General features: G+C 36.4%; 19 protein-coding genes. 6 read left to right on the forward strand and 13 right to left on the reverse strand.

Annotation, left to right across the window (positions count from 1 at the left end; genetic code table 11):
* Window positions 1-20 precede the first annotated feature (20 nt).
* A complete protein-coding gene (locus ABMA78_RS04560) occupies window positions 21-1,751 on the reverse strand; it encodes a TrkH family potassium uptake protein (protein ID WP_392857476.1) in 1,731 nt (576 codons plus the stop codon).
* A gap of 65 nt (window positions 1,752-1,816) precedes the next feature.
* On the opposite strand from ABMA78_RS04560, the gene ABMA78_RS04565 reads away from it, so the two are divergent.
* The 3 genes from ABMA78_RS04565 to ABMA78_RS04575 all read left to right on the forward strand — a co-directional run bounded on the left by ABMA78_RS04565 (window position 1,817) and on the right by ABMA78_RS04575 (window position 5,002).
* Window positions 1,817-2,965 (forward strand): class I SAM-dependent RNA methyltransferase, encoded by a 1,149-nt coding sequence (locus ABMA78_RS04565; RefSeq protein WP_392857479.1) that lies wholly within the window; start codon window positions 1,817-1,819, stop codon window positions 2,963-2,965.
* A 97-nt stretch (window positions 2,966-3,062) separates the two neighbouring features.
* Complete coding sequence (locus ABMA78_RS04570) at window positions 3,063-3,866, forward strand: tetratricopeptide repeat protein (RefSeq protein WP_392857481.1); 804 nt, start codon at window positions 3,063-3,065, stop codon at window positions 3,864-3,866.
* A gap of 20 nt (window positions 3,867-3,886) precedes the next feature.
* Window positions 3,887-5,002 (forward strand): helix-turn-helix domain-containing protein, encoded by a 1,116-nt coding sequence (locus ABMA78_RS04575; RefSeq protein ID WP_392857482.1) that lies wholly within the window; start codon window positions 3,887-3,889, stop codon window positions 5,000-5,002.
* Here ABMA78_RS04575 and ABMA78_RS04580 read toward each other — a convergent pair.
* Window positions 4,999-6,180: an LptF/LptG family permease gene (locus ABMA78_RS04580; RefSeq protein ID WP_392857484.1), complete on the reverse strand. Its 1,182-nt coding sequence runs from the start codon at window positions 6,178-6,180 to the stop codon at window positions 4,999-5,001. The genes ABMA78_RS04575 and ABMA78_RS04580 overlap by 4 nt on opposite strands.
* A gap of 101 nt (window positions 6,181-6,281) precedes the next feature.
* Here ABMA78_RS04580 and ABMA78_RS04585 point away from each other — a divergent pair, with 101 nt between their 5' ends.
* Together ABMA78_RS04585 and ABMA78_RS04590 are read left to right on the forward strand one after the other, a co-directional pair.
* The gene (locus ABMA78_RS04585; RefSeq protein WP_392857486.1) at window positions 6,282-7,790 is read left to right on the forward strand and encodes a leucyl aminopeptidase; all 1,509 of its coding nucleotides are present in this window, start codon (window positions 6,282-6,284) and stop codon (window positions 7,788-7,790) included.
* Between the two features lie 12 nt (window positions 7,791-7,802).
* Window positions 7,803-8,279: a tRNA (cytidine(34)-2'-O)-methyltransferase gene (locus ABMA78_RS04590; RefSeq protein ID WP_392857488.1), complete on the forward strand. Its 477-nt coding sequence runs from the start codon at window positions 7,803-7,805 to the stop codon at window positions 8,277-8,279.
* Here the strand turns inward: ABMA78_RS04590 and ABMA78_RS04595 are convergent.
* The 10 genes from ABMA78_RS04595 to ABMA78_RS04640 all read right to left on the reverse strand — a co-directional run bounded on the left by ABMA78_RS04595 (window position 8,276) and on the right by ABMA78_RS04640 (window position 20,482).
* A complete protein-coding gene (locus ABMA78_RS04595) occupies window positions 8,276-9,262 on the reverse strand; it encodes a hypothetical protein (protein WP_392857489.1) in 987 nt (328 codons plus the stop codon). The genes ABMA78_RS04590 and ABMA78_RS04595 overlap by 4 nt on opposite strands.
* A 93-nt stretch (window positions 9,263-9,355) precedes the next feature.
* On the reverse strand, window positions 9,356-10,336 hold the full coding sequence (locus ABMA78_RS04600; RefSeq protein WP_392857492.1) for a hypothetical protein: 981 nt from the start codon (window positions 10,334-10,336) through the stop codon (window positions 9,356-9,358).
* Window positions 10,337-10,398: 62 nt separating this feature from the next.
* Complete coding sequence (locus tag ABMA78_RS04605; protein WP_392857494.1) at window positions 10,399-11,394, reverse strand: hypothetical protein; 996 nt, start codon at window positions 11,392-11,394, stop codon at window positions 10,399-10,401.
* 102 nt (window positions 11,395-11,496) lie between these two features.
* Complete coding sequence (locus ABMA78_RS04610; protein ID WP_392857497.1) at window positions 11,497-12,459, reverse strand: hypothetical protein; 963 nt, start codon at window positions 12,457-12,459, stop codon at window positions 11,497-11,499.
* A gap of 161 nt (window positions 12,460-12,620) precedes the next feature.
* On the reverse strand, window positions 12,621-13,670 hold the full coding sequence (locus ABMA78_RS04615) for a hypothetical protein (RefSeq protein ID WP_392857499.1): 1,050 nt from the start codon (window positions 13,668-13,670) through the stop codon (window positions 12,621-12,623).
* 137 nt (window positions 13,671-13,807) lie between these two features.
* Complete coding sequence (locus ABMA78_RS04620; protein WP_392858014.1) at window positions 13,808-14,758, reverse strand: porin; 951 nt, start codon at window positions 14,756-14,758, stop codon at window positions 13,808-13,810.
* A 178-nt stretch (window positions 14,759-14,936) separates the two neighbouring features.
* Window positions 14,937-16,118 (reverse strand): hypothetical protein, encoded by a 1,182-nt coding sequence (locus tag ABMA78_RS04625; protein WP_392857500.1) that lies wholly within the window; start codon window positions 16,116-16,118, stop codon window positions 14,937-14,939.
* Window positions 16,119-16,269: 151 nt separating this feature from the next.
* Window positions 16,270-17,442: a hypothetical protein gene (locus ABMA78_RS04630; protein WP_392857502.1), complete on the reverse strand. Its 1,173-nt coding sequence runs from the start codon at window positions 17,440-17,442 to the stop codon at window positions 16,270-16,272.
* 97 nt (window positions 17,443-17,539) lie between these two features.
* Window positions 17,540-19,069, reverse strand: a complete 1,530-nt coding sequence (locus ABMA78_RS04635) for a transglycosylase SLT domain-containing protein (RefSeq protein ID WP_392857505.1) — start codon at window positions 19,067-19,069, stop codon at window positions 17,540-17,542.
* A 156-nt stretch (window positions 19,070-19,225) separates the two neighbouring features.
* Window positions 19,226-20,482 carry a dicarboxylate/amino acid:cation symporter gene (locus ABMA78_RS04640; protein WP_392857506.1) on the reverse strand — a complete coding sequence of 419 codons (1,257 nt, stop codon included), beginning with the start codon at window positions 20,480-20,482 and terminating at the stop codon, window positions 19,226-19,228.
* Between the two features lie 47 nt (window positions 20,483-20,529).
* Here ABMA78_RS04640 and ABMA78_RS04645 point away from each other — a divergent pair, with 47 nt between their 5' ends.
* Window positions 20,530-21,072, forward strand: a complete 543-nt coding sequence (locus ABMA78_RS04645) for a hypothetical protein (RefSeq protein ID WP_392857508.1) — start codon at window positions 20,530-20,532, stop codon at window positions 21,070-21,072.
* Here ABMA78_RS04645 and ABMA78_RS04650 read toward each other — a convergent pair.
* On the reverse strand, window positions 21,069-21,878 hold the full coding sequence (locus ABMA78_RS04650; protein ID WP_392857511.1) for a hypothetical protein: 810 nt from the start codon (window positions 21,876-21,878) through the stop codon (window positions 21,069-21,071). The two genes, ABMA78_RS04645 and ABMA78_RS04650, sit on opposite strands and share 4 nt — an antisense overlap.
* Window positions 21,879-22,104 lie beyond the last annotated feature (226 nt).

The following is a 22,104-nucleotide window of genomic DNA, read 5'->3' on the forward strand; positions in this document are numbered from 1 at the left end:
ATAAAATCCTTTATTTAATTTTAACCAATCATTATTCGTCCGTCAGGATAGTCTAATTTACCTGAGTATTTCTGTCTCTCTCCAATAGCTAAGATTAGTGTGAGAGGCCCAATACGTCCAATAAGCATTAGCATCGAAATTGCGATCTTTCCTGCGACAGTTAAAAATGGAGTAACTCCAAGTGTAAGCCCAACAGTCCCCCCGGCACTCAGCACTTCAAAGAAGAGAGGCAGGAAGTTTTGGTTTGGCTCTATTTTCATCATGACAAAAATAAATGATGTTGAAACAACAATAGAAATGAACATTAGGGCCGTTGCCTTAACAACTACAGGGCCTGCGATCTTGCGATCAAACATCATAACGTTCTTATCACCTTTAAGAGTTGAAATAATAGATTGAACTAAAATTGCCAGAGTTGTTGTCTTTACCCCACCGGCCGTCGAACCTGGAGACCCACCAATGAACATAAACATGGCCATCATATAAATCGTATATGAGTGGAGGTTTGTCAGAGGAATCGTATTAAACCCGGCCGTTCTTAAAGTAATGGACTGGAAGACAGATATTTGAATTTTCTCCCAAAGGTTATAGCCATCAAGAGCACCTAAGAACTCTCCAAAGAAGATGAAAATTGCTCCACCAACAGTTAGTGCAAGTGAAGTAATAAGAACAACTTTAGTGTGCATTCCAAGTCGTACGATAGTCTTTTCTCTTGTGACAACTTCCTTTAATTCCTTAAGGGCAATAAATCCAATCCCACCAAGAGAGATTAGAATGGCAATCGTTCCGTGAATTAGTGGATTGGTTGCATAGTTTTCAAGAGAGTTATCAAAGAGAGCAAAACCTGCGTTACAAAAAGCAGAAACACTATGAAAGAATCCGTAGTACATTGCCTGACCAAATTCAAAGCCTTCAAAAGTAAAACCAATCGTTAGAATGATTGCACCCCAAAGTTCAATAATGAAAGTGTACTTAACAATATTGATAATCATGGCAAAGAGTTCTTCAAGTGATGAAACATCGAGAAGGTCTTGCATGATGATACGATCTTTCATCTTCATCGATCGCCCAAGAACGATGGCCATCGAAGAGTATAAAGTCATGATGGAAAGCCCACCAATTTGAATCAGTCCTAAAATAACAAGTTGGCCGACAATACTAAAACTTGTATTTGTTCCAAGTGTAGAAAGGCCGGTTACACATGTTGCGGAGGTTGCGGTAAAGAGAGCGTCCACAAAGCTAATACTAACTCCATCCGCAGCAGATAGAGGAAGCATAAGTAATAATGTTCCAGCTAAGATAACCCCACCGAATGTGAAGAGTACAAGCTGAGCAGAAGTTAATTTTATTTTACTAAAGAGCGTATCAAATCGGTTCTTATATTCCCGATTTGTTGTCTCTCCCCCATCATCATATAAAGACAAGATTGTTGAGAGTAAGTGAGCACTCGCTAGTAGATAAGTAAATTTTAAGTCACCCCAAGTAATAAGTGTCGGGATAAAGACTAATAACGAAAATGAATAGCGACGGAAAAAGTCTTCACCATTCTTTGCTTCAATCATGTTCTTAATAACCGTTAAAGCAATGGCAATTGGGACTACCCAAACCATTAAGTCTAGGGTATTCACGATAAACTTTTGATTCCAAGTGGCAGGTATCTTCTTATTATCAAAGAGAGTGAATAAGAGGATAAAACTACCGTTGAAAAAAAGTTCAAACAGGAATGACAATTTTTGTAATAATGATGCCATATTATTTAATAATATTACTAATTTAGCTAAGTTGATACTTATAGCAGATTGAGACATATTTTCCTATGACTAAAAAGAAGAAACCAAACAAACAGATCAAGTTTCCCCTAGATTTCCCAGTGGACTTCAAAGTCGAACACCTCGACTCTCTTGGTCAAGGCGTTTCAAAACTAAATGGAATTACCTTTATCCAAAAAACTCTCCCAGGAGAAGAAGGCAAGGCCCTTGTCTACAAGTCTAAGAAGAGCATTCAATTTGCAAGCTTAACTGAGTTAACTAAGAAGTCCCAATTACGTACCGATTCGAAATGCCCTTACTATAGTGAATGTGGTGGCTGCCATTTCCTGCATACTAGTTATGAGAATGAAATTGAATTTAAGAAGAAAGCTTATCTCGACAATTTCAATCGACAATTTAAAATTGATTTAAGTGATTCACTTATTATTCATAAAGCAAGTGATCGCTATCATTATCGAAATCGTATTCAGCTTCATTATAATAAGAAGGATAATTCACTTGGCTTCTTTAATGACTCTAATTCAAAAATCACTTCAATTAAAAATTGTTTAATGGCCAACGATGATATCAATAATGAATTAGCTAAGTTGCATGACAATTGGCAAGGTGAAGCAAAGAAGACAAAGGGACATGTTGAGTTATTCCAGCGTGATGCAACGATCTTAAAAACTTTTGACTCTTATTATTCCGCGGAGGGATTTCTACAAGTAAACCCACCAATGAATGAGCTTTTATTAAATCTAGTTAATGAAAAAATGAAAAGTGTCACAAATGACTCTTCAACAACAGTCGACCTTTTTGGAGGAAATGGGAATATCACAAAGGCCCTTTCTCATCGAACAATTGTTATGGATGCAACTCCGACAAAATATATCAAGTTACAAAATAAAGAGTATCAAGAATATAGTGAACTCGATATTTATGACCAATCGGCCATTAATAAACTTGAGGCCTTCAATATAAAAGATATCGACCTACTCGTTATTGATCCTCCTCGCAGCGGCCTGAAAAATATTGATGAATTTACTAAAGTACTTAATCCAAAATATATCGTCTATGTAAGCTGTAACAACCAAACACTGGCCCGAGATACTCATAAGATTCTTGAAGATTATCTCATTGAAGAAGCGCACATGTTCGACTTCTTCCCAGGTACCCGACATTTTGAATCGGTTATCTTCTTTAAACATAGGTAACGATTGTAAGCTCTTAGATTAACATTGTAATGGGCGCTGAAAGCCATTACAATTAAAGAGTATATTCTCTTTTTAATCTAACGTTTTTGGTGAAATGATGAAACGAACTACAGTTACTTTTCTATTTGCAACATTAATTGGAATCATGACAACTTCTTGTTCTTCAAGTCAGAAAACGGAGCAGTTGAGAAAAGCAGAACTCTTCTATACATATGGAACTCAAAAGATGATTGATAAGGATTACTCTCAAGCACTTGAGGCCTTAGAGAATGCCAATCAATTAAAGCCGAATGATACAAAGACGCTAAACAATCTTGGACTTGCTTATTATTTCAAAAACAGACCTGAAAAAGCTAAGTTCTATTTCAAGCAAGCAATCAAAGTTGATAATAAGAACTCTGATGCCAGAAATAATCTCGCTTCAATTTACTTCAAGGAAGGTGACTACAATAAGGCCGAAGAACAGTACAAAGTTGTTCTTAAAGATCTTATCTATCGCTACAACTACCGAGTAAAGTACAACCTATCTCTAATTGAACTGAAGAGAGGAAATAAAGATGCGGCCATCAAATATCTTCAACAAGTAACAGGCTACACTTTAGACTATTGCCCGGCCCCGTATCAACTGGCCATGATTTATAAGAAAGATGGAAATATTAAAGATGCCATTAAAAACTTAAATATTGCAACAAGTGGTGAGTGTAAAAAAGAAATTGCACCAAAATTTGAACTTGCTGAAATTTATCGCTCTCTTGGAGAAAGTAAAAAGGCACTACCTCTTTATAATCAGATCATTGAGCAGTTCCCAAGAACTGATTATGCAAAAAGAAGTTTAGTAATAAAAAATAACCTAATGAAGAACGTATATTATTCGAACAAGTTTGAAACTGATAATTTATAATTAATTAAAAAGGCGTAATAATGGAACAGGAAGTTGCAAAAGAAGCCCCAAACCTATCTCTAGGTCAGTACCTACAAAAGGCCAGAGATAAAAAAGATTTAAGTATCGAAGCAGTAAGCAGACATACAAGAATCAATCTTACCAATCTATCAGCACTTGAAGCAGATGATGTTAAAAGGCTTCCCAATATTGCATATGTCAGAGGGTTTGTTAAAACTCTTGCAAAGACTTACGATATCGATGCAGAGGAAGCGACAAGAAAGCTTGAAGAACTTTATGGTGCAGTCGCCCCCGAGAAGTCACAACCCCTTGAAGCAGATGACTTCCCTCAGGCAAATGTTGAAAAGAAACAAGACCTTGTAAAACAAGAAGTTCAGATTTCTGATTCATTAAAATACAAATTACTTGGCGTTGTAGCGGCCTTTTCAATAGGTATCTTTATTTACATAAATCTTGATAAATCAAAAGAAGTAGATACTGGAGAAGATACTAAAGAAGTTGTTGTTGAGGCCCAGGTGCTAGATGAAAGCACTCCTATGCAAGACACGGCCGAAGAAGAAACGACTAAAGAAGTAGTGGCCGAAGAAGCTCCTGCCCCAGTGGTTGAGGAAAAAAAGCCTGAAGTAGTCGTTGAGACAAAAAAAGAAGAAGAAAAGCCTGTTGAGGAAAAAAAGGAAGAGGAAGAGGAAAAAGAACTTAACTTCTACAACCTACCTTCCCCTCTCTTTGCCTTCAAAGATATCTCTGAAGAAGAGAAGAATGAAATCATTCCTGCAAATATCAGGGCCGCTTTTGAAGAAGGAAAACAAAACATTTTCCTTAAGGCAATGACTGGTGACTCTTGGATCGTTTATCAAAGTGATAATGACCCAATTAAGAAGTTCACACTAAAAGAAGGACGCTACCTACTAATTAAAGGCGACCAAGTTCTTCTTCGTCTTGGAAATATTGATGCCTTAAATGTTTTCTATAATGGGGAATTACTTGGAATGTCTTCACGCTCTGGCGTTAAAAGCTTAGTCTTCCCTGTTGAGATCGCAAAAGATCACAAACTGCCACTTTTCATTTTTGATAAAAATGGTGGCGTCCAAACTTCTAAGCAATACTTAGAAGAAAAAGAAAACTCTCAAAACTAAGAATTCCAATCTAATTTTTTATAATAACTAATTCCGATAGCTCCTGTAATTACCGCTGGTAAGAACAGGACTAGAGGGATTGGGATATTATTCTTCTTTGCTAAAGATACCCCTGAGAAATAGAGTGCGTAGTAGATAATCGTCACGAGAAGCGCCAGAGCACTTGTATTTCGAGTCGCACCACGTCCCTTCTTTACACCAAAGACAAAGCCTAGAAGTGCAAAAATAATACATTGAATTGGAATCGTATAACGTCCCCAATACTCAATACTCCCCTTTCTTATATCATCTTCGAGATTATCTTTAATTCTTTTCGTCTTAGCTTTCTTAACTTGCCCTTTTAATTTTCTAATATGCCTTCTAAGTTCATTAGATGACATCATGCTGGCCTTATTAACAGTTGAAAAACTTTGACTGGTTACAATTGGATACTCATATGTTTCAAAAAGAATCTTTTCTATCTCATGGCCTTCTTTATCAATTGAAATAATACTGCCATTAAAGAAGTCAAAACGAATATTGAGGCCGATGGAATCTCCGTCTACTTTCGGTTTATTTAAAACTCCTCTTTTTGCCATAATCACTTTATCAACATTATCTTTTGATGAAATCCTTAAGAATACATTTTCTAGAACTTTCCCTTCATCTTTTACATCTTCAGCAAATAGAATAACTCCTGGAATCTCAGTAAAGAATTGCTCCTTTTTAATGTCTGTAAGGATCCCCTTTGAACCAAGCTGCTTGAAAGTATTTCTAAAAATCTTCTTAGATGTCGGAATCATATTCGTATTCAAAGAGACAACCGAAGCTGCAATTAGAATTGAAATAATGAAAAATGGAGAAAAGATACGATGCTTATTGATCCCCATGGCCCTTAGGGCAACAATCTCAGAGTCTTCACTTAATTTATTTAGTGTATAAATCATGGCAAAGAGAATTGATAAGGGAGTCGCCATTGGGATGAAACTAATTGAAATATGGCCAAGTATTTCTAGGAATTGCAAAATTCCTACACCTTTTTTCGTCACAAGCCTCATGAATCTGAACAATTGTGTCGTTAAGAGGAAAGCAACAAAGAAAGTAAGACTCATCGTAAAGGGTACGATAAAATTTGACGCAAGGTATCTTTGAAATATCTTCGTTGGGATTAAATCTTTGATCTTTTTGACTGCGTCCATGAAAACCCTTGCCGACTTTTGTCATACTTTGTCTTTTTGTGTACTTACTGTTAGTTTATACCCTCTTAAATCACTTTGAAACCCCCTTTTAAGGAGCAAATATGAAATTCACTTTGAATTTAAATTCTAAAGAAAGTTCAAGTGCTGATTGCTATGTAATTGGTGCTTACTCGACAATGACAAAAAAAGGTAAAAAAGAAGTTGCAACTGTAGCACTTACAGGTTGGCCAAAAGAGCTTAAAGCTACTTTTGAATCAATGAGCAGCTCAGAAGACTACACTGGTGCGAAAGGAACAACTTACTCTTTCAACCACTACGGTAGCGATGTTCTAGTTGTTGGTCTTGGTGATAAGACTAAAGTAACAACTGAAGATATTAGAAAAGAGTTAGCAAAAGCTTACAAAACTGTTTCTAAGTACAAGAAAGTAGCAGTAGCTTTTGATACTTTCACTTACAAGTCAAAGAAAGAAGAGTCTCTAGCTGTTCTAGTTGAAGCTTTCGAAATGACTGCATACAAGTTTGATAAGTATCTTTCAGACTCAAAGCCAGCAAAGCTTAAAGAAGTAATCATCGATACTGCTGAAAAAGCAGCTAAGAAGAAAGATTTTGATAAAGCGATCAAGAACGCACAAATCGTTGCTGAGTCAGTAAACGTTGCACGTGACTTCGTAAACGAGCCACCAAACGTTCTACGTTCAACTGAATACGCTAAGCGTGTTAAGAAAGATGTTGAAGGTATGGCCGGTGTTAAGTGTAAGATTATGGGTAGAAAAGAACTTAAGAAAGAAAAAATGGATCTTTTCCTATCTGTTAACGACGGTTCTGCATTTGATGCTCAACTAGTTCACCTAACTTACACTCCTTCAAAAGCAACTAAGAATACTAAGCACATCGCTTTCGTAGGAAAGGGACTTGTTTTTGATACTGGTGGATACTCACTGAAGCCAGGTGGATCAATGATGAATATGAAGTTTGATATGGCCGGTTCTGCAACTGTTTACGCTGCATTTAGAGCTGCTGCTAAAATGAAACTTCCAGTTAAAATCACTTGTATCCTAGGTATGACTGATAACGCTGTTAACTCTAAAGCAACAATGCCAGATTCAATTGTTAAAGCTAGAAATGGTAAAACAGTTGAAATTCTAAACACTGATGCTGAAGGACGTTTAGTTCTTGCTGACTGTCTAGACTATGCTTGTGACCAAAAACCAGATGCAATCATCGACGCTGCAACTCTTACAGGAGCATGTCTAATGGCACTTGGTACTGAAGTTTGTGGTCTAATGTCAAATGACAAGAAACTTGCTTCTAGCCTACTAAAAGCTGCAGACTCTGCAGATGAGTATATGTGGGAACTTCCAATTATCCCTGAGTGGCAAAAAGATATGAAAGGTACTATTTCAGACCTTAAGAATATCGGTGGTTCACGTTGGGGTGGAACAGCTAAAGCAGCTGCATTCCTACAAGAATTCATTAAGAATGACATTGCTTGGGCACACCTTGATATCGCAGGTGTTGGTGATTCTCAATCTCACCTTCCATACTGTCCACCAAAAGGTGCTTCAGGAACTGTGATTAGATCTCTTGTTGAGTACTTAAAGCAAAACTAAGAAGTCATCCCAGTGAGTAGTAACGCAATTTTTAACATTGTTCTATATGCGCCAGATATTCCCGGAAATACCGGGAGTATTGGGCGTACTTGCATCGCTCTAGGTGCAAGACTTGTCCTTATTAAACCTTATGGCTTTGATCTTTCAGAGAAGGCCGTAAGACGAGCAGGTCTTGATTACTGGAAACACGTTGAAGTTGCCGAATATGAAAACTGGGAAGAGTTTCTTGAAAATGAAAGGCCACAAGAAGAAGATCTATTCTTCTACACTAAGACAGCTAAAGAAAATCACTTCTATGGACGTGGTTACACAAAGGGTTGTTACTTAGTCTTTGGCTCAGAAACGAAAGGGCTACCAAAGCATATCTTTGATAGCTACACTAATCGTTTATTTTGTCTTCCGATGTTTTCAGAACATGTGAGATCGTTAAATCTCTCAAATGTGGCCACGGCCGTGGCCTACGAAGCATTAAGAGTAATTCAATACTAGAATTGGTATCCCATTCCTAAAGTTACGCGATACTGATCAAGCTTAATATCTTGATTTGCAATCTCTAGATTTCCGTCTGCAAGATAATCGAATGCTAGTGTAATATCCATTCCTGCTTCACGATAACCAAAATCAACAGACGTATAAATTTGCTCAGATGAAGAGTTGTTAATCTCAAGATTTCTATATTCAATCCCTGGAGTTACGTATAGGTATTTTGTATAAAGAACTTCAAGATCAAAGTTAAACTTCATTCTCTTATAATCTCCAGTCTCGTAACCATTGTCTCCTGACTCATATTCAAAATCAGTATCAAATTCTAAGTTACTATACTTTCTCGTTCCACCAATAAAGAATTCTTTGCGAGTTCCGCGATTAAGCTCTTGGCTCTTCGTCTTAACACTTAACCCAGCTTCAGCAGAAAGAACCTCATCTAAGTATCCCCCAGCAAGAGTTAAGTCTGCATAGTAACCATGTCTTTGTGAGTTTGGTTTTACATACTTATAAGCACCACCAAAGCTTACGCGATTAATATTAAACATTGTTGAAGCTTCAACTTCAAAAGTATTAATATTCTTATTTTGCATATCTCTTTCAATATTGCGGTAACCGAAACCAAAAGAAACTAAATCAACAGGTCTAAACCCCATTAGAAGAACGGCCTCTCTATTATGACCAACTTCAGTAATGATTGGCCTAGTCTGTGCGAAACCAACATTGTCGTTATAAGAAAATTCCGCTGAAAAGACACGATTTCCAAAAGCACCATTGATATCAAAATCAGAGCTATCTAGAGTATCGATATCTTGAATCTCAGCACTCCCACCTTCGAATTGAGTATTAAAAAATTGTCTGCGGTCATTTGCCACGGCCATTGAAGAGCTGTGTCTCGTTTTACCATCTTTAGAAATTTCAGGCATAACTCGGTTTGCAAATGCAGTTGATGATAATAGTAGTGATAGTGCAAAAATTTGTTTTTTCATAATCCCTCTTAAATAATTTGATTTTATTCTAGAGGATATAAAAAGGGAGGTCAAAGCCTCCCTTCTTACAAATTATCAATTTCTATATATCAATTAGAAATTATAACCAACGTTTAGCTTAAATCCTAATCCATCGACATCAATACTTTGAAGTTCACCTGTCGAGTAACTAAGCCCAAATGTAGCATCAAGCTTATTAGCTCTATATCCAAAATCTGTTTTAGCAACAAATACACTAGTATCTGCATCGAAAGCATCAGGTAGCGTAATACTCATATATTCAAGTCCCGGTGTTATATAAAAAGTTTCTCCCATTAAGAATTCTGCATCCATCTCTAAGCTTAAAGAAGAGTAATCATTATCGCTTCCACCATTTTGTACATAATCACCGTACTCAAATGAGAATTTTCCATCTAATTCAATAGAGTTTACAATCGTTGTTCCATTAGCAAAAACACCTAAACGAGAATCAGTATTTACTGCATCATTTCCTTTAGTTGTATATTTAATTCCTGTTTCCCATGACAATGACTTATCTTGCTTACCAAATCCCATTGTTAGAACTGTATAATCACCTTCAACTAAGAAATCATTTAAAGTATGATGAGCAAGTGAAGCACCAAGAGTTGTCCCATTAACAACAATAGTTCCACCAGCTTCTATAATTGTATCGTCTAGAGTATCTGATAGTTCATTTACAGATAGACCAAGACCAAGGGTTAAACTTCCACCAGCTCTAATCCCCGCTAGTAGATCTACTCTTGCAAGTTCTTGATCAGAACCACCAGATTCAGTTTCTGATTTTTGATATGAACCTTCAAAAGAAAATGATTCATTTGAAAATGCTCCAAATAAACTAGGTACAGTAATATCAAGGTCAAATGAAGGAGTCGTATCTGTTTCAAGAGATTGAGAAATATATTGGCCAGCAATGAAGCTTCTCTTTTCTTGAGAAACAGCAAGTACTGATGTGTTTCTTGTTTTACCATCGCGTGAAATTTCTGGCATTAAGACATTAGCGTATGCTGATGTTGAAAGTGCTGCAAGCGCAACTGCACTAATTAACTTCTTCAAATCTTCCTCCTTGAAGCAATAAAAATAAATATTAAGATTTATTATACTTTAAATAGAATTAATTAAAACAAATATCCTACATTTAGTGACCAACCAAGGCCATCGTAGTCAATATCGTTTTCCTCACCGACAAAGATATAGCTCGCACCAATTGTTGCATCTAGTCTTTTTGTGCGATAACCGAAATCAGTCTTTATTCTAACGTCAGAAGTATCACTTGAAACACCCGGCGCGTTTTCGGCAGAATAATTAATTCCTGGAGTAATATAGAAGTTTGAACCTACGAGGAATTCTGCATCGAATTCAAAGTAAAGTGCATTATAGTTATTTCCATCTAGAGAATTACCTTCATCTTTTAGGTAATTTCCAAATTCATATGTGAAGCTACCATCAATCTCAATTCCATTAACAACTTTTGTCATACTACTAAAGAGAGTAAAACGCTTTCCAGTTGTTAAATCATCAGAACCTTCTGTCATTAACTGCACACCTGCTTCAACACTATTCTTTGCATCTTGCTGACCAAATCCTGCACTTAGAACAAAGAAGCCACCTTTTGTAGCAGAAGTTTTATTTTCAACATATTCAACAGAACCACCTAAAACCTTGTCATTAACTTTAAGACTTCCTCCCGCCGCAATGACGCTTTCGTCTGTTGAGATATCTAATTCAGACTTAGTGTAGCCAAGCCCTAAAGTTAGCTTCTTATTTATCTGGTATCCACCGAGAAATGAGAAGTTGGTTGCATGATTTTTTACCCCTTCCATATCATAAGTCGGTATTTCCATATTTAACTGGCCACTAAAGCTATTAGTCGAAAATCCACCAAAAATACCTGGAGAGCTTTGTTTGATTTCAACTGCTGGAGTCGTATCACTTTCAACACTTAAGTATTCATACTTAGCTGCCGCGAAATTTCTTTTTTCTTGTGAGACTGCGATGACAGATGTGTTTAAGGTTTTACCATCACGTGAAATTTCAGGAAGAATAAAATTTGCAGATACATTAGTACTAATAAGTGAAAGTGCACTTAGACATAAGATTTTTTTCGACTTCAACTCGAACTCCTAGGGCGTATGAATATTGTAATAGATTATACAAAGAGAAAAGGGAGATGAAAATCTCCCTTTTTATGACATTGATAAGTTTAAAATCAGTTTTTAAAATAAGTAAGCGACATTAACCTTCCAGGCCATTTCATCGTAATCGACAGTTCCAACTTCTCCAATAACTGCATAATCAACACCGAATGTCGCATCAATTCCGTTCATACGATATCTAAAGTCTGCAGAAAGATCGAGCTGTTTAGTGTCTGTTCCATCATTGTCTGTAAGAGTATATTCAATACCTGGAGCGATAAAGAACATTTTATGTAGCATGAATTCAGCATCAAAATTTAAGTGAAATTGAGAGTAGTCACCACCTGCTGTTGTAAAATCACCAGTTGTGTAGTCAATATCACCATCAAGTTCTGTGTTATTTAGTACCGTTGTCATACCTGCAAAGATTTTAGTACGACTTGGAGACTTAATATCATCATCTTTTTCTTCAAGATCAAATTGAAGGCCAGCTTCCCAAGACATATTATCCTTATTTGACCCTAGTCCAAGAATAATACGATTATGAGAACCATCAATTGTTCCGTTATCTTCATCCACAAGACTGAATGAACCACCAAAAATTAAGTCATTCATATTGAATGATGCCGCAAACTCTATTACAGAGTCCTCGCTATTTGGATCTGTATCAACCATCTGATAACCAAGGCCTAAGGCAAATTGTTTGGTTAATCTAAAACCGGCCTTAATATCATAAACTGTAAAGTCTGTATCTGTTGCACCAGTATCGACATTCCCAAAGTCTAAGTCCGCTTCAATCGAAACCATCTTATTTGACCAAGCACCGTAAAAGTCAAAGTTAGTTGTATCGATATCACCACCTGTGTCAGGCTCTACATTTGAAGAATTATACTCGGCCGCAACAAAGGTTCTCATTTCTTGTGTTACTGCTATTGTTGAATTGTTTTTGGTTTTACCGTCACGTGACGTTTCAGGAACTATCGTATTCGCAAACGCTGTTGTTGTGAGCCCAACTAGAGTTGCGGCCATAAAGATTTTATTCATTTCTTCCTCCATTAAATTTGTATATGCAAATTTTCAACTAAGAAGAAAAAAATAAAAACTTAATTTAATTTAAAAAAATGATGGCTTGAATGAGTTAGTTAGAAATAAAAAAGGGAGATCTAAGTCTCCCTTCACGTATATTCTAAATTTTAAAATTAAAATTAGAAGTTGTAAGCTACGTTAACTTTCCAAGCCATTTGGTCAGTATCATATGCGCCAGTACCATCTATATACTCACCTGATAATTGATAATCTACTCCTAAAGTAGCATCAAAACTATTTGCACGATAACCAAAATCAGCAGAAAGACCTAGCGAGTCTTCTTCAACTGGTCCAACAACACGATCATTATAATAAAGTCCAGGTGTTACATAGAACATTTTACCAATTAAAATTTCAGCATCAAGATTTACGTTTAATTTCTTATAGTCGTTACTACTTAAATTTGTTTCTACTAAGTTATCACCAGTTATATAAAATATATCTGCATCAAACTCTATATCGTTAATTACTTTAGTAATACCAGCAAATACTCCAAACTTTGAATCACGCTTTGTAGTATCAGAACTCGAATCTCCTTCAGCATTATATTCAATACCAGCTTCCCATGACATGTTATTTGCGTTTGAACCAACACCCAAACGATATCCATACCAATCACCTTCAGTTTCTCTAACTAAGCTAATTGACTTTATCGTAGTTTTTCTATCGCTTGAATGATGCGCAATTGATGCTCCAATAACTAAATTATTTAACTTATAAGATAAACCAAATTCTGTTTCAGGGAGTTGTGAGTCAGTATGAACGACTGCAGAGTCAATAGCTTCTTTGTCAACAGTATGAGCTAGACCTAATGAGAGTCTCTCATTTAAACGGTAGCCAATAGCGATATTATAATAATCATAATCATAATCAGCGACTTGATGATAGTCGCCTTTTCCATCTCTTAAATCAGCAGCAAACGTAAACATTGAATTTGACCATTCTCCATAAATATCAATACTATTTCTATCTAGCTCACTGTCAACGTTGTCCTTTTCAAAAGTTGAAGAATTATATTCAACAGAAACAAATTTTCTCTTTTCTTGTGAAGTAGCAATAACTGAAGAGTTTCTTGATTTACCATCTCTAGAAATTTCAGGAACTATAATATTTGCATATGTAGAAGATGAAAGCATAATTACGGCAACAGAACTTAATATTTTTTTCAATGTTTACTCCTTAAAAAACTAACTACACTAAACATTTTCCACATACAGCAATAAAAACACAAGCAAATATTTTCAATGTAAAAAAAAAGGGAGACCTAAGTCTCCCTTCACGTATATTCTAAATTTTAAAATTAAAATTAGAAGTTGTAAGCTACGTTAACTTTCCAAGCCATTGAATCAAAGTCAACATCGTTTTCTTCAGCCATTACAGCATAGTCAATACCAAAAGTTGCATCGATTTTGTTAGCTCTGTAACCAAAGTCAGCAGATAGATCAAGTTGGTTTGTTTCTGAACCAGCTTCATCTTCGCTTGAGTAGTTAAGACCTGGAGTGATGTAGAACATTTTCCCAACTAGGAATTCTGCATCAAAGTTAAGCTCTAGGTTAGTGTAGTCACCACCAGCTGAAGTTACATCACCAGTCTTGTATGAAAGATCTCCATCAAGTTCGATGTTGTTAACAACTTTAGTCATACCAGCAAATAGACCAATTTTTGATCCAACGTCTAGATCAGTATCTTCTTCCATATCGTAAGTAAGACCAGCTTCCCAAGACATGTTGTTTGCGTTTGAACCAACACCAACAGTTAGAGTGTTGTAAGAACCATCAGTTGTACCTTGCTCATAAGAGTTGATTGCAAATGAAGCACCAATTACTAGGTCATTCATATTGTATGAACCAGCAATTTCAAGAACTGACATATCTGTTTCTGGAGTTGTATCTTGAGACATCATTGTGTAACCAAGACCAAGAGCAAATTGCTTGTTGATTCTGTATGCAGCTTGTACACCGTAAGATTCGTTATCTGTATCAGCAAATTCACCCATGTTGATATCTGCTTCTACAGAGATCATTTTGTTTGACCATGCACCGTAAACATTCATGTTAGTTGTATCAACTTCTTGTGCACCAGCAGTATCAGCTTCTGTAGTTTTTGAGTTATACTCACCAGCTACGAAAGTTCTCATTTCACCAGTTGTAGCGATAACTGAAGCGTTCTTAGTTTTTCCATCACGTGAAGTTTCTGGAACGATTGTGTTTGCAAATGCTGCAGAAGAAAGTACTGCCATTGCGATAATACCTGTCATTTTTTTCAAAACTTACTCCTTGTTTTGTTTTATTTAAACTAGCGTTCTAGTTCGATTTTAAAAAATAATTTACTAAATTATACCCTTTTTGTTTTTGTGTGCAATTTTTTTTTACTTTTTTTTAAGAAAGGCCGTGGTTACGCTTCCACGGCCTTCTGTATATAATCAAAAATTTTAATTAGAAGTTGTACTTCATTGCAACTCTTGAATCAGTGTTTTCACCATCTGCACCAAAGTATAGATCTAGATCAACAGTTTTATAAGTAAGTGTTGCACCTAAGTTAACACGTGTAGTGTTTTCAAAAGAAGTCTCACCATCAGTCAGTGAACCGTGATAGCTTTCAACAACAGCAACAGCAAGTGGATCATTTCCAGCAGCTGTGTAAGCATTTAATCCTTTAGAATCTGCATTTGAGAATATAGATTGAGATACTGAACCTCTAAGAGTAAGCCATTCAGTTGCTTTCCCTTCAGCACCAATAACAACAGGTAGATTCATCGTTTCTAGTTTTGCTTTTCCAGCAGTAGCATCTACTTCAACATTGATTACTTGAAATGCAGTTCTGATGAATGCCATACCACCATCGATCTTATATTCTTTACCAACACCAAGATCTAGACGAGAAAGTTTTCCATCCTCATCGTTACCACCTCTAATTTGATCCCAAGTAAATGTTTTATAAGAAGCATAAGTTTTTAAGTCTTGATTGAATGTATAAGAACCACCAACTTGTACACCAAGCGTTCCGTCAAATTTATTTCCTGTATCTTTATTTTCAGACTCAGAGTTTAAAGAAATATTTGAATAAGCATCCCAATTGTCCTTGTTAACACCAAGTTTAACAGCCATTGCAGAATCTTCTGTTTCATATGATGCTACAGGAAGAGGAGCTGCTGTATTAACTCTTCTTTCCGATGAAGCATAAATGAAAGATGCACCCCAGTTAACACCGGCTTTTCCACCAATAAATAGGTCAATTTGGCTATCTGATGATGGTAAGTAACCTGTTGTAAAATCAGATGAAAGAATTCTTAGAGATGTAGAAATATTAGATTCGTTACCTAGGTAAGCACCATAAGTAAAATTCCCAACCTTCTTAAAGAATCCACCCATTGCTTTTGGGGCATCATCAGTATCTAAAGTTGTTGAATTTCCACCAACTCCTTCTGCACCATACTCAAGAACAACCATATCTCCGTAGTTGTTTACGAATGAAGCATTTGTGAAGATATAACGATCATCCATTGTGTAGTAGTTGTCTTCAACTTCATCACCTAGAGCAAGAAGTCTCGCTTTAGTAGCATAAGCACTTGTACTTAGTAGAGCTAAAGTAGCGGCACCTAAAAATACCTTTTTCATATTCGTCTCCTTGAACGAGTAAATCCTTGAGCTTAAAAATTAAACTCTTCTAAAAAATGTTAGTTCTTAAATTTTCAAAGGAGATGAGATGAATGTCAACACCCCGAAATTGCTAAAGAATTCGTAATTTCGGGGTATGTATAAGTATTTTTTATTTTATCTTTGCTTGGACGGCCATGCCACGTGCCAGGAATTTTGACGACATCCAGGAATCTACGAATGTAGTATTTTTTGTCGCCGCCTGCTTCAAAGGAGCGTTGAAACTAAAGAAGATTAGATGATCTTCATTTAAAGTTCCGTCTGCAATTGAAGAATCGTCAATATCTGGACAATAAGAATAATCTCTTAAAACCACGCGCTCCTTTGACTTATTCTCATCAAAAGCGTCAAAATTCTTAGCTAGGTTTTTCTTCAAAAGATTGATTTTTTTAGAAATATCTTCTTCTGTGCTCTCTTCTTTATCCACAAAAGTAACAAATTTCGCTGTTTGAGCATATCCTTCACTCTCAGAATCACAGATTTCACCGATAAAATGTCCCCAATCGTGAGTAAACGAAAGAGGAAAAAAGTAAGTCTGTTCTGCATCCTCATCCTTAGTAATCTTCTCTTCTAAGTCTAAGTGAACATATAAAGAACAAGGAGTTGTCGTGCTTTCACAGAATTCGATAAACTCACTAGAAAGAGTTTTCTTTTCTTGAAATAGCTCTAAGAATTTAGATGGAGACTCTCCCCAATAAAGATTTTCACATTCAATTATTAGCCCATTTGTCAGGCATACTTTCCAGAAGGCTTGATCAATTAACTCTTCAGGAGTTGTGCGGAAAATTTCTTTGATTCTTAGGCCATAACTATTTTCTTTAATTCGCTCGAGAAGCCCTTCTTTATTAAGAGATGGAAGAATTTCAGATGGTGACAATTGAATATGATTATCAATATAACTTTCTTCTCCCCAAAGTAGTGGCATTGGTTTTGTACGTGATCCAAAAGCGTGAAACTTTGAATCTTTATAAAAACAAGAGCTACTAATTTGAGCTTCTTCAACTAATCCAAGCTCTTTAAAAATTGAAATATTTTCTTCACCGCGAATTAATGATGGCCCCATCAGTTTGAAATTATCTTCAGTAATTTCTTCCTCTGAAAGGAGCTTTACACTTGTCGCATCTAAGTTATTTAAATGGTCAAATAAGTCGATCGCAAAGATATCATTTCCAACAATTAAGTTTTTAATAAATGTCTTCTCTTCTTGTTTAACTTCGACTTTTTTAAGCTTTAGAATATCGCTATAGGCCATGGTACCAAATTCCTTGTGTGTTGTGTTTGGCAATACAATAGCTTATTTTTTTTGGAATTTAAATAGCGAAACCACGCATTAAAGCGTGGTTTCAGGTATTTTCACTATTTTTTTCTTACATTTTTTTAGATTATTTAATGACGAGTCTGTCACCTGCTCTAATTTGTCTCTTCTTAATGATCTTTAAGTTAGAAACAATTAGAGTATCAAGACTAACTCCAGTTTTGCGTGATACCGACCATAAAGAGTCACCACGTTGTACTGTATAGTACTTCGTTGGGTTGTTAATTTTCTTTCCACGCTGTTTAGCTAGTCTAATACGATTGCGATACTTTCTCTTTCTCACAACTGACTTACGTGGCTTATCATAAAGGTCAGCATACATATTATCTTTCTTACTCTGACCAATTCTAAAAGGAAGAGTTACATATGACCCACGCTTAACTCTGGAACGATGTGATTTGAAATCATCGTTTAACCAAGTAAGAACTTCTTTATCTTTAATTTTGAACTTTCTTGCAACATCATCAAGGCGAGTTCTCTTTCCTCTTACGCGGTACTTTTGAAAAACTTCCTGGCTTGCAACGTAGTTCTTCTGTGTACAACAAGCTGCCCACTGCTCTCTTTTTCCAACAGGAACTCTTAATGTATAAGTCTTATGAGTCGGTGGCGTAAACCATCTTTGAATCTCAGGGTTCAAGTAGTGTAGATCATCAAATTCAACATTTAAGTCTTTTGCAATCTCAAATAAATCTGCTCCACCAGGAACAGAAATTTCTTGAAAGTCTAAAGGCTCATGCCAATCAATTTCTTCAAAACCAAATGACTTAAGGTTCTTCCCAATGATAGCAAGGGCCATAATTTTTGGAACATAATTTTTAGTCTCTGGCTTTAGGTAGCGACCTTTTCTAATTTTCCAAAAGTTCTTTGTACGATAGCGACGAATCGCTCGAGACATCTTTCCTTCACCAGCATTATATGAAGCAGCGGCAAGTTCCCAAGAACCAAATTGCTTAAATAACTTTCTTAAGTATTTCGATGCTGCATATGAAGACTTAATTGGGTCACGTCTTTCATCAACATACCAATTAACTTCAAGTCCATAACGACGTCCTGTGTACGGCATGAATTGCCAAGGACCAACAGCTTTTGCCCAAGACTTGGCCTTCGTTTGAAAACCTGACTCGGCCATTGCTAAGAAAATTAGATCCTGTGGAAGTCCGTTGTCTTTTAAGACTTTAGAAAGAATTGGTGCATATCTTCCAGCTCTCGCAGAGTATCTTTCAAAGAAGCCACGGCCACGAGTTGTAAAATACTTAATCCACTTCTTAACAGCAGCATTGTAAACAACAGGGATATCAAAATAATTATTTTCAAGATTTAAGTGCTCAGCTCCATATAAGAAGTAAGTCTTAAGTTCGTGAGATGTCGGATGCTCAATCTTTGCAGACCCAACAATTTGATCACTTGAGAACTCTGCACCGTGCTTAGCGCTACGTGCAATGATCTTTTCTTCTGAGAATTCCGCATCTGCTTCAATTTCAGCATCTGTCTCAACTATTTCAGAAATGTCCTTCGGGCTCGGGACATCTTTCTCAACAGAGATACATGAAAAGAGCAGTTGGGAGGCTACCAGTAAAATTAATCCATTAATTCTCATCGATCATCCTTAACTATATATGTGTATTCAGCGTTCATAAATATAAGAGAACCCTAAATTTAGGGTTCTCATATTTTTTCAAATTGTCGTGTCTGAGTCAACGAGGAAAAGATTTTTTCGGTTAAGTTCCGTACTAAAATCAATACTTTGTGTTGTTTATTCTTTATTTTTCAGCATAGAGTCAACAACAACTGTTCCCATGGCATCGCCAAATACGTTAACAGCAGTTCTGAACATGTCCAGAATTCTATCAACTGCTAGAATAAGACCGATCCCCTCAATAGGGAGACCTACTGCCGAAAGAACAATCGACATTGTAATGAGTCCAGCTCCAGGAATTGCTGCAGCACCAATGGCCGCAAGAGAAGCTGTCATAAAAATGATAATTTGTTGTGTAAGACCTAAGTCATAGCCATAAGCTTGTGCAATAAAGATGGCCGCTACTGATTCGTATAAAGCAGTTCCATCCATGTTAACAGTTGCACCAAGAGGAAGAACAAACTTTGCAGTGTCCTTATCAACTCCGAGATTTTCTTCAACATTCATCATTGTAATCGGTAGAGTTGCCGCTGAAGAAGCTGTTGAGAATGCTGTGATAATGGCCGGCCCAATACCTTTTAAAATTTCAAAAGGTGAAGTCTTGCTGCGAACACTTCCTACAATAAGAAGGAAAATACCGTGACAAATAAGACCTAAAATTACTGTAAGCATATATTTTGAAAGTGATACAATCGCACCAAATCCAGACTTAGCAAGTACACCTGTCATTAGAACAAAGATCCCATAAGGAGCTAAGCTCATTACACCCATTGTTAACTTATTTGAAAGGGCCTCAAGAGAGCCAACAACTTTAACAAATGGCTCACTATCTTTTGGAATAAATAATGCCGTCATTCCCATGAGAATTGAGAAGACAATTACTTGAAGGATATTTCCATCGGCCATTGAGCCAAATGGATTAGTAGGTATAGCACCTAGAAGAACTTCCTTAATTGAAGCAAATAGTGAAGCCCAACCGCCGGAGCTACTTGCAACTTTAGATTGCATCGCTTCTGATAAACCTTGTACACCGGCGGCCCCAAGATCAGCGCCAATACCAGGGTTGATTAGGTTTACAAAAATGATACCAAATAAAACCGCAATACATGTTGTTACAAAGTAGTATGCAACAGCTCTTACACCCATTCGACCTAAAGACTCAGGAGTACCTAAGTGATACATGGCCATAAAGATTGAAGAGAAAACAAGAGGAATGATTACCATTTTTAAAAGGGAGATAAAGGCATCTCCGACAGGAGAAATAAATTTTACGTATTCACCCTTTCCAAAATAATGTAACAGAAGACCCAAAATTAATCCGAGTACCATTGCAATACCAATCTTCTGCGCTTCCTTCTTTGCTGCTGGTTGCATTAAATTCCCCTTTTAACTATAAAAATTCAAATCGTTTAAAATAACGTATGGTTGAAAAAAATCTTAACAAAATTCTAACATGTTCATTTATTCTCTTATCATTTTGCATATTTATCAATCCGGCAAAAGCTAAGGTGGAAGAACCAAATTACGATTTTACCTTCGATAAATTCAGGCCATTTCACCCCGGACAAAAACTGTCGGATATAAAGAAAGAGTACAAAGCAATTAGGCTTATTAATGATAAGAAACCAGTGGCAACGTATGAAATTCAAATTCGCCACCAAAGCTACTTCTTTCCAGTTTTTATTCATGTACAAGATGAAATCGTATTAGACTTCTATGCAAGACTTCCAAATTATTTTCTTCACAATACTTTTCATCAATCACTTATCAATCGTTATGGTAAGCAAGATAAATTTATCAATAATGACGGCACATCTGTCTATATCTGGAACGATGAAGCCGGATTCGCCATAACATATTCAGGAGCATGTACAATTACATGCTTCCCGATATTCATTCATATGATTAAAAAAGATGATGTGAAAAATAAGGACTCTTTTCTCATTAAACTTTTAAAAAATTAACTTAACTCTTTTGCAATATCATTTACTGCAAACTTATAGCTCATAATATTCTTGGCAAGAGTGGCCACCGCTTGTCTTGTTGCCATTGGCATCCCATTGGCACCAAAATAGGCCGAATGAATTGCTAGAAATGCTTGAGCATCTTCAAATCTCATCTTTACTGGCCCTAATTTATGAAGGGCATCTTGTTTGATGAATATTTCTGATTTTCTAAGCTTATAAACTTCACTCATTGTAAATATATTTTGATTACGATAATCAATATAGATCACCTCACCTTTTACTTCGGCCATACGACCTAAGATAATTCCCTGCTTTGTCTTTCTTCCCCACAGGCCAATAATTCCCATTGGTGCCAGTGCCCATGTAAGAAAGCGATTAATCACCACACGACTTTCAAATTCTCTTTCAGTGTGACCAAGTTCTGGAAATGTTCCCATAAGCCACTCATTTGAAGCCAGAGAGAGAACAATCATGGCCATATTCTTATAGCGGTAAACATTGTAGCCAGGCTTTTGAACGATAGATTCTTTCCCGTACTTATCGTTATCAAAATTTGATCTGATTTGAGCAGCAACCATCGGTGTCGCCTCATCAATTGTCATAACCTTGGCCAGCTGATTAGACGCTAAATTTTGTTGGGCCAACTCACTTTCTTTTTCACCTAGTTCGGTAAAGTTCATGATTTGTAAAAATCCCGCGATCTCAGGATCAAACTCCGCAACGCGCAGTCTAATATAAACAGGTAGTGCCTGCTCTTTAGCATATTGATAATATGTGTATTTTTCAGTACTTACAGATTGCATTAGTGCCTCCATTCAACTTAATTTTTCGGTATTTTTTCCGACAAAATAAGCTCGGAAGCATTTCCGCTTAGCGCTAGGCAAAAAATCCTCAAATAAAGGAGTGTAATTGCGTCTTAGTCCTTGACAACAGGCCCAATTATTAATAAAAATCCTAGTTTCATAAAGTTAATTTCAGTCCGAGGGAAAAAAGAGTTCGCGATATAATATAGCAACCCCCAAAGACTGC

It is taken from the genome of Halobacteriovorax sp. RZ-2, from assembly GCF_043196685.1.
GTDB lineage: Bacteria > Bdellovibrionota > Bacteriovoracia > Bacteriovoracales > Bacteriovoracaceae > Halobacteriovorax_A.